Raw genomic sequence first — 14,567 nt, 5'->3', positions numbered from 1 at the left:
GATCAGGTACAACCAATCCTTATCCATTAAGGATTTTAGCTCTAAAAATGTACCTCATTTGACTGAGAAACGCTATATATAAGTAACCACACAAAATTAATTACATAAAGACTCCTTGCTAGGCAAGGGTTTCAGTAGAAATATTGTGTAATTAATTCAAAACTACTACTTACATTCCCCGATTTTTAATTTCTACTTTTAGATTAGCCTAAAAAACATTTAAAGGAAGAACTGTTTTAATATCAATTTTGCAAAGTACGGTTACGTATAGATAGATTGCCCGCTATCTGTAGGGGACACGGTACTGCTGTGTCCCCTACCCGGAACTAAGCTAAAAACTGGAATTGAGAACCATTAACTGCCAATGCAAACGGACTCGCTTGTTCAAATGCACCCGTAAGTTCAAAGCTGTTGGTATTTAAAACTACCCCCACAATTTGTCCATTAATTATGTTTTCAATCACCATGTCGTTGATAATTCCGTCGTTATCGTAAGCAATCAAATTGTCGTCTTCAAAGAAAAGGTCTAGTTCTGTTAAACCGTCAGTCAAACCGATACGATCGCCCTCGTCGAAGTTAAAATCGGTAATGACATCGGCTCCATTTATACCAAATGCTTCATCGTTGCTTCTGAGCACAAATATATCAGCACCGAGGCCTCCCGTGAGCACGTCAACTCCCCGATCGCCCGCTAAGAAATCGTTGCCCTCATTGCCGAATAAATCGTCGTCTCCTTGCCCTCCCCGCAGGATATCGTTCCCGAACCCTCCGAAGATAAGGTCATTTCCGGCGTCGCCCCTAACTACGTCGTTGCCATCATTTCCATCCAGAAGATCGTCCTCTTTCCCGCCGTAAATTATGTCATTGCCGCCACCACCACCGATAATATCATTGCCGTTATTTCCTAACAGACGTTCGTTGGAATCGGATGAACCTCCTATAGTATCGTTGCCGTCCAGTCCCCAAACTCCCCAGGGAAAAGACGACAAATTTCCATTCCCTACGTTAATCTCATCGGGTGTAGCGAATCCCAAAAGACGTGGACCGCCCCCAGCAAATACAGGGAATCCCGTCACATCGGCAATGAGATTGTTAACCGTTAAAGCCATAAGTATGTCCTTTCAAAAATCCTGTTACCTGTATTATACATTTTAATTATTTCCTTACCAAATAGCAAGTATGTTGGAATTTTGGCTGCAACTTTTATTTCCTCAATTAATGATAAGCAATCGGCTGGTCTAGAGTCAATTAAAATTACCAATACTTCGGCTAGGCGATCGCATAAGTTACCAATTCCCAATTCCCAATTACCAATTACCAGGGCTGTGCTTCATTCAACCCAAACCTGCTATAGATATCGCCTTTGAGTCAAATAGCATTAGTTGCTGACACTATCCGCTACAGTCTACCGCTTATAATGGGTGTTACCCCCCAGGCAGTAAACACGTTAATATCACCTATAACGTCGAGACTGAGAGGTTGTTTGTGAATAAAAGTAAAAGTCCCTGGGCCCATCCTCCGAGAAAAAACCCAGTTTCCGATACCCATACACAAACTTTACAAACAGGATATAAGCTCTTTACAAAGTCATAATCGCCGATCGCTGATATTCTTTGGCAAAATCCACTGCTTTCAGGTGTTTTACTCATGTCTACTCCTAAATCCTCTTCCCATCAAAACAACAACTCCGTAAAATCACTGCCAGTGACAGATATCGTCCCAACAAAGCCAGACAGTAACAATCTGCCCAGCGAACCAAGTATAGAACAGCTACTGGAAGCTTTGGCGGGCAAAGTACCCAGTCAATCTTCAGAAATTGAACCCTTGAAAACGTGGAAACAAGATTTACAGCGATTGTTTCAATTTTTTGGCGACCGCCGCGTTTTAATCGCAGTAGTGGAACCGGGAACTTTTGCCCTGCGTTATGCTAACGCGGCATTGTGTCGCTTGGCGGGTTGGGAGGAAACGTCTTTGGCAACTCAATCTACCAACGGTTGGTTTGCAGAAACCCACCTCACTCTGCTGGAACTGCTCGAGGATTGGGGGGGCAAAACAGCAGAACAATTGTACCGTCGCCACATTTTGCACTGGGTATTTAAGCAATATTATCAAATTGACATCGACGGTTTACGGGTGCTAGACGAACCTGTCACGGCGAGTGTAAAAAACCCCAAACATCGAGAACCAAGATTTATAGAGTTTTGGCTGGGTTCGGAACAGTTAAAGATTACTCGAATTAACTCAAAAATAGATGAATTTGCGGATATTTCTTTAAGATTAATGCCTGTTGCGGAACGAGAAGCTTGGCTGATGCAGCCGAATCAACTGGAGAATTTAGCCGATCGATTGCAGTTGGATAATTATCGCGTAGAAGGCTTGCTGCTGCTAGAAGGTTTTGATGTCACCGTGCAGGAGCAAATTCGGCGGCTGACTCAGTTATTGATAGATCAAGATTCGATGCTGCGGCCAGACAAATTTGAGAAAATCGATCGGTGTTTGCGATCGCTCTTCAATGCTGACGGCACTTTGCTGCTGCGCCCCGACGGCGAACAAGTACAGCTATTAGTTGCAAAAGACGGCCAACATTTGCAGCCGATTCTTTATTCAATGCACTCCCTAGAAGCTTCTCACTTTTTGAAGGCCACAGCAGCAAATCAAGTTTGGAATGTGCCAGACTTGCGTAGGGAGTGCGAAACCGAGTGCGATCGAACTTTGCGGAGAATGGGAACTCGATCGATGCTGCTGGTGCCCCTGGTAGTCAAATCCGTCACCCGCGAGGGGTGCGGGGTGCGGATTTTGGGTGTTGTGGGGCTGTTGTGCGATCGGCCAAACCACTTCAACGGCATTGACGCTCAGCACGCCCAAGAACTCATTCCCGCCTTCATTGCAGCCCTGCGGCAAGCCATCCAGGAGCGGTTTACCAACATTCACAACATCCACCCCGCAGTCGAGTGGCGGTTCGCCCAAGAAGCAGAAAGGCGAAGTTGGGGACTACCTCCAGAAACAATCGTATTTGCTGACGTTCATCCACTGTACGGAATTTCGGACATTCGCGGTTCTAGCGACGAAAGAAACCGAGCCATTCAAACTGATTTGCTCGAGCAATTCCGCTTAGGTTTAGCCATAGCTGATGCCGTTTGCCAAACACAAACTACCCACCTCGGCGCGCAACTGCGGCTCGACTTGCTCGACTACATCGAGCATTTAAAACAAAAAGTAACAGTCGATATGGAGGTGCGAGCCGCCGAGTATTTAAACGAGCATTTAGAAGTATATTTTGACTATTTTGTGCAGTGCGGGCCCAAGGTTCATGAAGCTGTTGAAGCTTACCAGGCAGCCTGTGAAAATGAACACAACTGCGTTTACAGCGATCGCAACCGCTACGACCAAATGTTGAACCTAATCAGCACCAAACTCCAAGAAACCTGGGCCCGCTGGCAAGAAAAAATGCAGCAAATTTTGCCCCACTACTGCGACATCGAATGCACCGACGGCATCGATCACATGATTTATGCAGGAAAATCGATCGACCCCACATTCAGCCAGTTTCACCTACACAGTTTGCGGTACGAACAACTGCGAGCAATTTGCGACTGTGGTCGCACAGTTTTTCGCCTGCAAGCCGAGTCTCAAATCAACATGGAACTTGCACATTTAGTCTTAGTGCAGAATACGACGATCGACATTTTTCACAACGAAAACACCGAAAAAATGTTTGATGTCAAAGGCACTCGCGACATCCGCTATGAACTCGTCAAAAAGCGGATCGAAAAAGCCGTTGACAAAGACGCACAAGAGCGAATTACCCAGCCAGGAATGTTAACGGTAGTTTATTCAACCGAAGACGAATGGGAAGAGTACCAACAATACTTGCGCTACTTGTCTCGCGAAGGTTGGGTAGAGCCAAAAGTTCAGACTGGTATGGTAGAATCACTCCAAGGAGTCAGCGGTTTAAAATTCGCCCGCGTACGTATTTTACCTGAACCGGAATCTATTGCTACTATCTGTGAAGTTACAGTAGTCAGCGATTGAGAACCCGTTCAATTGCCTGTTTTAGGCCCAGTGCGATCGCTCCCATCTCCTCCTGTTTGACGCAGAGTGCGATCGCTCCTATCCCGATGAACAACGCTGCAGCGAAAGCATTCGGGACTCACACACAAGACCGAGATTACATTTAAGATGCTTGTTGACACCAACGACCAAGCCCACATTTTCACTTAGTGTATATTCCGTGTGATTGGGAATCGCCAAATACACGATCGGAATCACACAAGATTAAGTTTAAGTAGTGTTAAGCTAATGAGAATTAGCTCCTGTAATTTATAAATTAAGTGATGTTAACCTTATCCAAATACCAAATAAATTCTACTCTGCACGAAGGCGTCGAAACAATAATCTATCGCGGACAAACACCGACAGACGCGCCCCCAGCAATTCTCAAAGTCCTCAAAGCCGAATATCCCACCCTCGAAGCCATTACCAGGCTCAAACACGAATATCAAATCCGCCAAAATTTAGACAGCGAACAAATCGTCAAAGCCATCATTCTCGAAACATTTGACCACCGATTAGGAATCGTTTTAGAAGACTTTGGCGGCGAATCCCTCGCCCAACTGCTGGAAAGAGAAACCTTGAGCCTGCAAGCAAATTTAAACATCGCCATCCAAATAGCCAAAGCCTTACAATACCTGCATTTTCAGAACATTATTCACAAAGATATTAAACCCAGCAACATCATAATTAACTCGCAAACAACACAAGTAAAACTCACCGACTTCGGCATTGCTACAAAACTCAACAAAGAAAATCCCCAATTTAACAATCCCAACTCAGTCGAAGGCACATTAGCCTATATGTCACCCGAACAAACCGGGAGAATGAACCGTACCCTCGACTACCGCACCGACTTTTATTCCCTTGGTATCACATTATATGAAATGCTAACTGGAGAATTACCTTTCTCCAGCAATGATTCCTTAGAAATAGTTTATAGTCACATTGCAGTTAAACCAATATATCCCCATCAAATCAATTCCGAAATACCTGTCGCTATCTCTGAGATAGTGATGAAATTGATGGCAAAAAATGCCGAAGATAGATATCAAAGTGCGGCCGGATTGTTAGCCGACTTAGAAATATCTTTGCATCAGTTAGAAACCACGGGACAAATTGCCGACTTCATCCCCGGACGCTTAGATATACTCAGCCAATTGTTAATACCCCAAAAATTGTACGGTCGGGAAAATCAGGTTAATGAATTGCTAGCAGCATTTGAACGTGTAAGAGCGGGTTTAGCCAACAATTTGTTAGAAAAAACAGCAACCTTAGAACAAAATCCGCCGCCATCAGGAAGCAGCGAATTAATGCTAGTATCAGGCTACTCAGGCATCGGTAAGTCAGCCGTAGTCAACGAAGTTAGCAAACCAATCACCCGGTCAAAAGGTTACTTCATCAGCGGCAAATTTGACCAATTAAAACGCAACATTCCTTATGCTTCATTAATCCAAGCATTTAACTCATTGCTGCGGCAATTGCTAACAGAAAGCGCACTTTCATTAGAAATATGGCGCACTAAAATTTTAACAGCAGTGGGAACAGACGGCCAAGTAATTGCCGACGTAATTCCCAAAGTTGAATTAATCATCGGCAAACAGCCAGAAGTCCCAGAACTCGCCCCTGTAGAATCCCAAAATCGATTCAATCGGGTATTCAAAGAATTTATTCGCGTTTTCGCCCAAAAACAACACCCCCTAGTTATCTTTTTAGACGATTTGCAGTGGGCCGATTCAGCAACATTAAAGTTGATGCAAATACTGATAACTGACCCTGAGCAGGAATATGTGTTGCTAATCGGTGCCTATCGAGACAATGAAGTTAGTCCGACCCACCCCTTAATTCAGACTGTAGAAGAAATTGAAAAAACTGGTACCATAGTCAACAATATCATGTTGCAACCGCTGAATTTAGCAAATGTGACTGAGTTAGTCGCTGAAACACTTAACAGTAGCACAGAAACAGTAAGCTGCCTAGCAGAGTTAATCGGGAATAAAACGGGTGGTAATCCTTTTTTCTTGACGCAACTACTCCAAGCACTTTATCAAGACTCTCTTTTAAGATTTGATTTTAACCAGACTCCAAATGAGGGAAGTCAAGGCGGCTGGTATTGGAGTATCGATGAAATCCAAGCCATTGGAATTACCGATAAAAGTGTGGTGGAACTGGTAGCTTCTCGCATTGAAAAGCTTTCCGCACCCACGCAAGAAGTGTTGAAGCTAGCAGCTTGCGTGGGAGATAAATTTGCTCTAGATGTGCTGTCACTTGTTAGCAAAAACTCAGCTAATACTACAGCAACTGAACTTTATTCAGCTTTGCAAGCAGGGTTAATTCTACCCTTGAACGATGCTTACCGCATTCCTTTAGTTTTCGATCGAGCCGAATCAATTAATCTAAAGTTAGACACTTCGCGGGTTAGTTACAGATTTTTGCACGATCGCGTTCAGCAAGCCGCATATTCGCTAATTCCCGAAGACCAAAAGCAATCCACCCATTTAAAAATTGGTCAATTACTGTTACAAAATACTCCACCAAACAAGCTAGAAGAAAACATCTTTGATATCGTCAATCAATTAAATGTCGGAGTTGACACGATTAGCCAACAGTCAGAAAAAACTCAGTTGGCACAATTAAATTTAACTGCTGGACGCAAAGCTAAAGCGGCTGCTGCTTATGAAGCTGCTGTTAGGTATTTGCGGGTTGCTATGGAACTCTTGCCTGCGGATTCTTGGCAAAGTCACTATGAGTTGACGTTAGAAATCTACGAGTCAACAGCCGAATCTGAATACTTAAACATCAACTATGAAGATTCAAAAAAGCTGGTTGATATTGTACTGCAAAAAGCTAAAATCTTACTGGAAAAAGTGAATGTTTATGAACTTCAAATCCAGTCTTATAACGCTCAAAATAGAGTGGTAGAAGCACTCAATACAGGACTGGAAGTCCTGAAACTGTTAGGCATTTCTTTTCCTCAACATCCCCACGCGCTCAATATTATGGCGGGACTGAGTAATACCAAACTGAGCTTGGGATTGAAACGAATTGAGGATTTAGCTAACTTGCCAGAAATGATTGATCCCGAAAAACAAGCAGCCATGCGGATTTTATCAGGGATTCTCAGCAGTGCTATTCAGGCAAAACCCCCACTGATACCGCTGCTGGCATTTAGGATGGTCAAGCTGTGTATTAAATACGGTAATTCGCCTTATGCAAGTATTGCCTACGTTTATTATGGCGTAGTTATGTGCAAGCTAGGGGACATTAGTTTGGCATACCAATTCGGTCAACTGGCAATTAGGCTGTTAGACAAATTTCCCTCCCGTTCAATCAAAAGTAGAGTTTATGCAACATTTGGTTCTTTTATTCACCACTGGAAAGCCGATCTCAAGTCAGGATTAGACGATCTCAAAGAAGGTTTTAAAACTGGGATGGAAACTGGAGAGTTGGAATTTGCTGGTTATGCTATAGGTGCATATTGCTTCAAAAAACTGTCGATAGGAGATTCTCTAGATTTGGTGGATCAGGAGACTGGTAAATATATGAAACTAATGCAGCAATCTCAACTAGAAATGGCTGTACATTATATAAGTATAGGCAGGCAGACAGCCCTCAATTTGCGCGGTCAAGCTGTCGAACCCTGTCATTTAGTTGGTGAGAGATTTAATGAAGTTAAAACGCTCCCCATTTTAATAGAATGTAAAAACTTTTTTTTAGTGGGTTTGGTTTATCATGCCAAAAGTCAGCTTAATTTTATCTTCAGAAACTACGCGCAAGCATTAGAAAATTCCAGGTTATTTGAGAAACATGAGGAGTCTGTAGCCGGATTTGATGTGGTTGCTCTGAATAATTTTTACTCCTCTCTCAGTATCCTCGCTTTGTATCCAGCAACTGGCAAAGGGGAACAAAAAGAATATTTGGAAAAAGTGCTGAAAAACCAAAAGAAGATGAAAAAATGGGCAGTTCATGCTCGGATGAATTATCAACACAAATACGACTTGGTAGCAGCGGAAACAGCGAGAGTTTTGGGGCAAAATACCCAAGCAATGGAATTGTACGATCGCGCAATTGATGGAGCTGCCAAAAACGGTTACATTCAAGAGGAAGCATTAGCCTATGAATTAGCAGGAGAATTTTATCAAGCTTTGGGTAAAGAGATAGTTTCTCAAGCATATCTGACTAAAGCTTATTATGGATATATCCATTGGGGAGCCATAGCTAAAGTTAAACATTTAGAATCAACACATCATTTCTTAGCAGCGCAGACGCGCACAATTCCCACTCCAAGTCTCGATGTCACCCGCACTGCCACCGGAAATACTACCAGTAGTAGCTTAGGCGATTTATTAGACTTAGCTACTTTTATTAAGTCGGCGCAAGCCATTAACAGTGAAATTGTTCTAGAAAAATTGTTGACCAAATTAATCAAAATTATTTTAGAAAATGCGGCGGCTCAAAAAGTAGTGCTGCTGCTGCTGAAAAACGATATTCTCTGCATAGAAGCTACTGGCAGTTTTGCGGAGGATAAAGTGACACTTTTACCGTCTATTCCCGTAGAAAATCGTCAAGATGTTCCCCTGTCTGTGATTAATTACGTACACCGCAGTCAAAAGCATCTGGTTTTAGACAATGCGACTGTCGCCGAACCTTTTAATGTAGATACCTACATTCAGAAATATCAACCCAAATCGATTCTCTGTTTGCCGATTCTTTATCAATCTCAGCGGCGCGGAATAATTTATTTAGAAAATGCTTTGACAGTAGGAGCTTTTACAGCAGAGAGAGTAGAAGTATTCAAAGTGTTAATTTCTCAAGTTGCTATTGCTGTAGAAAATGCTGGTTTGTACGCGCGCGAGAAAGAAAAATCTCAACAGTTAGAAAAATCTTTCAATGAACTGCAACAGGCGCAACTGCAACTGATTCAAAGCGAAAAAATGTCGGCTCTCGGCAACTTGATTGCAGGGGTGGCTCACGAAATTAACAATCCGCTTGGTTTTATTGCGGGCAATCTTGATGCTGCTGCTGAGGCGAGCTTAGATTTGATTGATTGCTTACAACTTTACCAAGAAAAATTTCCTAATCCTGGAGATGAATTACAGGATAAAGCATCGGAGATTGATTTAGAATATTTGATTGAAGATTTGCCGAAAATGCTTTTATCTATGAAATCAGGTACAGAGCGAATCCGCAATATTAGCAAGTCTTTGCGGACTTTTTCCCGCGCTGACAGTGCGAATAAAGTCTCAGCAAATATTCATGAGGGCATCGACAGCACTTTGATGATTTTACAGTATCGTCTGAAAGCTAAAGATACTCGCCCCGCGATTAAAATTATCAAAGAATACGGAGATATCCCGCCAGTTAAATGTTATTTTGGGCAACTGAATCAGGTATTTATGAATTTGCTGGCAAATGCGATCGAGTGTTTTGACGAATTCAATCAGGGTCGCACTTACGCTGAAATTGAAGCTTTACCGAATACGATCGCCATTATCACTCAAGTCTCGGAGGATAGCAACAGCGTGGTGATTAAAATCAAAGATAACGGTCAAGGGATGTCATCGGAGCTCAAGTCGAAAATATTTGACCATTTATTTACTACCAAAGGAGTAGGAAAAGGTACGGGTTTGGGGTTGTCTATCAGCAGGCAAATTGTGGAAGAAACCCACGGCGGTAAACTAACTTGCGAATCGGTGCTGGGAGAAGGTTCGGAATTTGCGCTCGCCCTTCCCCTGAATTAAAATTATGGAACTATGGCGTGTTTTAAAACCCGCAGATCCCCCCTAACCTCCTTTAATAAGGGTGGGACAAGAGCCTGCTCAAAGTCCCCTTTTTAAGGGAGATTTAGGGGGAGCGAGACTCGGATAAAAACAGCACAACACATATATGAAAATTTGTCAATGCCTAATTATTTCTGAAAAAGTCCGCTGTTCACAGTCTACATTCGGCAGTATGCAGTTACATTATTAGCTAAATGTAATAACTATATTTGATAGGAGTTTTTCGAGTGAACGCTGCCGAACAAGCCAAAAATATAGAAGTTGCCAGCAAAATTGCTGCGGTTGTTAATTTATTCAAGTCCGGATTCCCGGATGCAAAAGTCGATTTGAAACCTTGGATGAATGACCAGGATACCAGAGAACTTGTAGATCCAGATTCGATCGACATTGGCTTCCATTTTCCCGGTAGAAGCCGCTTGCTGCAAAGCCGCAGCATTTTGATTCAAATCCGATTTTACCAAGATCCGGTGGAAGGATATCGGCGGGCGATCGGAGTTGAGGCAGCCGGTTACGATCATAGCGGTCAACAGTGGCACTTTTCTACTGTGGAAAATTGGAATTTTCTCGGCCCAACCGAACCTGCGGTGGAGTCGGCGCAAAAACTCAAAGACTTTTGCCAGCAGATATTCGATTTGTTTAATCAATCTTTTTGAGGAGTTCAGTTTTCACGGCTCTCCTGTTTGTAGTAAAGACTTTATTCCTTGCTATTATCGCAATTGTCGATCGACCTACAGCCAACCGGATAAACAGATTTGTAAGTAGTCGATCGCTTGCCAAACAAAGTATAGCGGTTATCGCGGACTTGTTCGTACACGCGATCGCCCATCCACTTCATCCCCGGCATTGCCCGATAAGAAGCCACAAACACCTCGCCAGCAGGCAATATCCGTCCGATTTCCTCCGCCGCATCGCTGCCTTGCCAGCGACGTTCTGGGGTGTTGCCATCTATCAAAATCATCCCCATTTCGCAGTCTTGAGACGTAATCCCAAAGCGATTTAATTGCTCTAAATCTTGCATGGGAATATACTCAAAATTCTGACCTTGGTCTAAGGTTTCTAGTAACTGTACCAAGGTAACGCAGAGATTGCAATTGCCGTCGTAAATTACGCTATATTTCATGGTTATGGGGAATAAAGAATTGGGCATTGGGCATTGGGCATTGGGCATCGGAAATGGGTAATTGGTAGTAAATAACTACTGACTACTGACTGTTGACTACTGACTACTGACTACAGGAATCTCGATCGCAAATTCCGTGCCTTGACCCGGTGCAGAATCGCACTTAAGCAGCCCGCCGTGTTTTTCCACCACAATTTGATAGCTGATAGACAGCCCCAAACCAGTACCTTTACCAGGTTCTTTCGTAGTAAAAAACGGATCGAACAGCCTTTTGTGAACATCTATCGGAATCCCCGGCCCGTTGTCAGCAATCCGAATCACAATATGAGAAGGATGCCGCATTGAATCATCAGAAACAGCAGAATCTGCTTGCATCAAAGCATCCTGTTCATATTTTACATCCGTACAAATCCGCAGCGTCGGCGAAGGACAATAAGGAATAGGCGCCAGTTGTCCCTCTGCCCACTGTCCAGTCTCCATTGCCTCTTCCAAAGCATCAATTGCATTGCCAATAATATTCATAAAAACCTGATTCAACTGTCCTGCATAACACTGTACGCGGGGCAAATTGCCGAACTCTTTGAGCAGCACAATTTTAGGACGCCCTGCCGTTTCTTTCAACCTGTGCTGCAAAATCAACAAAGTGCTTTCAATCCCTTCGTGAATATCCACCTGTTTTTGTTCGGATTCATCTAATCGCGAAAAATTCTTCAGTGACAGCACAATTTGGCGAATTCGCTCGGCTCCCATTTTCATCGAATTTAACAGCTTCGGCAAATCCCTGAGCAGGAAATTCAAATCGATATCATTTATTTCTTGCTTAATTGCCGGTGTTGGGTACGGGTATTCCTGCTGGTAAAGTTGCAGCATTTTTAGCAAGTCTTTAAAGTAATCGTCAGCGTGCATGACGTTGCCATAAATAAAGCTAACTGGATTGTTGATTTCGTGAGCAACGCCAGCGACTAATTGCCCCAAACTTACCATTTTTTCATTTTGAACCATCATACTTTGAGTTTTATGCACGTCCCGCAGGGCTTTTGCCAATTCTTGATTTTTAGTCCTCAATTGACTTTCGGAAAGCTGCACCGCTTCTTCTGCGTGTTTGCGATCGGTAATATCTTTACGAATTGCTACATATTGATGGGGTTCGCCGTTCGTATTTAAGAAAGGTACAATCGTAGTATCCAACCAAAATAATGTACCGTCTTTAGCTTGATTTTTCATTTCTCCTCGCCAAACCTTTCCCTGGCGGATGGTTGACCAAAGCTGCTTGAAAAAATCGGCTGAATGATAGCCAGAATTGACAAGTCTGTGGGTTTTGCCGATCAGTTCTTCTCGGGAATATTTAAATTGTTCGCAAAATTGATCGTTGACATAGGTAATGGCTCCGAATTCGTCGGTATTCGAGACAATTGCCGATTGATCCAAAGCAAATTTTTCAAATTCCAACTCTTTGAGAGTTTGGCGCAATTCGGCTTCTGCTTGTTTGCGATCGCTAATATCGGTAATCATCCGCAACACGCCTGAAAATTTGCCCTCAGCGTCGAACATCGGTGTCGCCGACACGATCGCCCACAAGTGAGATCCGTCTTTGCGAGTAAACTTAAAATCGTGGCGTTCGCGAATGCCTTCTCGCCTGCGCTTGACATAAGTTTCTGCTATTTCCCTGGATTCTCCGTCAATAAACTCAAATAGTGATCGCCCCAGCATTTCCTCCACAGTATACCCCAGCATTTCGGCCATCCGAGAGTTAGCAAAAGTCGTGATACTTTCGCTGTCAAACATCCAAACACCCTCCGAAGCTGTCTCGACAATGCAGCGGTAATAACTCTCGCTTTCCCTGACTGTTGCCTCTGCTTGCTTGCGATCGGTAATATCAGTTTGCACCGCAATAAAACCTTCGAGTTCCCCATTTTCTTGAAAAATTGGAGCGATGGAAAGCGCCACCCAATAACCCTTTCCATCCTTGCTGTAATTGTAAATTTCCTGATTAAACAACTGTCCCGTTGCCAAAGCCGATCGCAGTTGAGCAATAGTTAGGGGGTCTGTTTGAGGGCCTTGCAGCACATCACCCGGTTTTTTTCCCTGCATTTCTGCCAGCACGTAACCGCTAATCCGAGTAAATCCTTCATTCACCCATTCAATGCAGCCTTGAGCATCAGTAATAATCACACCATTTTGCGTTTTTTGAGCCACAATAGCCAAGCGCGACAATTCTGTTTCTGTTTTCTTGCTTTCCGTAATATCTTGAGCAATACCCAGAATATACTTAGGCGCGCCAGAATCGTCAAACAAAGGAACTTTTTTAGTGTGCAAAATTCGCTTTCCTCGGCGCGGAAGTTGGATGATTTCTTCTGGCAAATCGACGCCTTTGTGTCTTGCGAATAATTCTAAATCTTGTGCTTGCAAGTAATTAGCCTGCTCTGGCTCCAGCAATTCAGCAGCATTGTTTCCCAGCACTTCATCCCTCGAATAGCCAAACAATTCTTCGCTAGCTTTATTCCAATAAATAAATCTTTGTTCCACAGCATCTTTAATAAAGACGCTAACTGGCAGATTTTGCAGTACCGCATTCAGAAAATCTTGAGTGTTTCGCAGGTCTTCTTCAGTGCGCTTTCGCTCACTAATATCCAAAATCACTCCGTCGAGATAGACAACCCGATACAGAGAATTTGCGATCTGGGATACCGGCGAAACCACAGCCGACAAAAAGCCCTCAATTTCCCCTTGTCCTTCTTGTTTTCCTCTATCCTGCTCCGCCTCGCAGCAAATAGCTTTGCCTTTTTCGTAAACCCAGCTAATTCCGCCGTCCGCCCGGACAATCCGGTATTCAAGGATGTACGAAGTTCTGGTTGCTACGCTTTTTTTCACAGTAGCATCCACCTTTTTCCGGTCTTGAGGATGGATAATGCTTGCCAAGGAACGGACGCGATCGTTGATAAAATCAGAAGAGGGATAGCCTGATATTTCTTGAATAGCCTCGCTCAAAAACGCCATTGTCCGTGTTAATTCCCCGTCGTCAGTATACTCGCAGGTACAGCGGTAGACAGCACCGGGAATATTAGCTACTAAATTTTTATATCGTTCTTCGCTTTTTAACAAAGATGAGCCGTCTTCGTTATTGTGATCGCCGTTCTTAAATTTAGAAGAATTGGAAGAAGTTTGCATGGTTTTTTTTTCACTTGTGAGTGCGGGGGCAAGTGGTAGAGTAGATGACCCTATAAAAAGTGAATTTAATGTGCGAAATAATTAGATATAAACTAATATAGTACAAAATTAGTTCTGCGAACCTTCAGAAAATTTGAGGGCGGGTAATAGGTAAAGCTAATCAAGGCTATAGATATAGAAAACAGTTCGGAAAGGCATTGTGTAACGGATTTAATGGATTTAACTCACGCCCCGAACACCATTCTCGCTTAACAGGCCTTTCGGGCCTGTTCCACAACAAGTGCATTTTCTTATGGGGAGTAGGGGTTGGGCCGAAGAGTCCGCCCATAAAAAGCTTATTGAGAATGGTGCTGTAGGTGTGAGTTTAACGGGTTTAAGTAGTTAGACAGAATTAATTACACAAATACATAGTAGAATGATATTCCAGGCAAAATTATGAGTTAATTAGA

The 14,567-nt window shown here is 43.3% G+C and carries 6 protein-coding genes; 3 read left to right on the top strand and 3 right to left on the bottom strand.

Features of this window, described 5'->3' with window-relative positions; translation table 11 throughout:
- Positions 1-326: 326 nt before the first annotated feature.
- Positions 327-1,109, bottom strand: coding sequence for a calcium-binding protein (locus QUA24_RS25530; RefSeq protein ID WP_333233081.1), 783 nt, complete (start codon positions 1,107-1,109; stop codon positions 327-329).
- Positions 1,110-1,647: 538 nt separating this feature from the next.
- Between QUA24_RS25530 and QUA24_RS25525 the strand changes: the two genes are divergently transcribed.
- The 3 genes from QUA24_RS25525 (at position 1,648) to QUA24_RS25515 (ending at position 10,483) form a co-directional block, all read left to right on the top strand.
- The gene (locus QUA24_RS25525) at positions 1,648-4,032 is read left to right on the top strand and encodes a GAF domain-containing protein (RefSeq protein WP_333233079.1); all 2,385 of its coding nucleotides are present in this window, start codon (positions 1,648-1,650) and stop codon (positions 4,030-4,032) included.
- Positions 4,033-4,334: 302 nt separating this feature from the next.
- Positions 4,335-9,791 (top strand): AAA family ATPase, encoded by a 5,457-nt coding sequence (locus QUA24_RS25520; protein WP_333233078.1) that lies wholly within the window; start codon positions 4,335-4,337, stop codon positions 9,789-9,791.
- Positions 9,792-10,057: 266 nt separating this feature from the next.
- Positions 10,058-10,483: a hypothetical protein gene (locus QUA24_RS25515; protein ID WP_333233077.1), complete on the top strand. Its 426-nt coding sequence runs from the start codon at positions 10,058-10,060 to the stop codon at positions 10,481-10,483.
- A 41-nt stretch (positions 10,484-10,524) separates the two neighbouring features.
- Here the strand turns inward: QUA24_RS25515 and QUA24_RS25510 are convergent, their stop codons facing one another.
- Complete coding sequence (locus QUA24_RS25510; RefSeq protein WP_333233083.1) at positions 10,525-10,950, bottom strand: DCC1-like thiol-disulfide oxidoreductase family protein; 426 nt, start codon at positions 10,948-10,950, stop codon at positions 10,525-10,527.
- A gap of 96 nt (positions 10,951-11,046) precedes the next feature.
- Positions 11,047-14,118: a PAS domain S-box protein gene (locus QUA24_RS25505; RefSeq protein WP_333233075.1), complete on the bottom strand. Its 3,072-nt coding sequence runs from the start codon at positions 14,116-14,118 to the stop codon at positions 11,047-11,049.
- Positions 14,119-14,567: the final 449 nt, after the last annotated feature.

Origin of the sequence: Microcoleus sp. Pol12B5, assembly GCF_036701335.1 — a bacterium.
In the GTDB taxonomy this organism is placed as follows: domain Bacteria; phylum Cyanobacteriota; class Cyanobacteriia; order Cyanobacteriales; family Microcoleaceae; genus Microcoleus.
The sequence above is the reverse complement of the archived record's forward strand: the minus strand, read 5'-3'. Positions and strand labels throughout refer to the sequence as shown.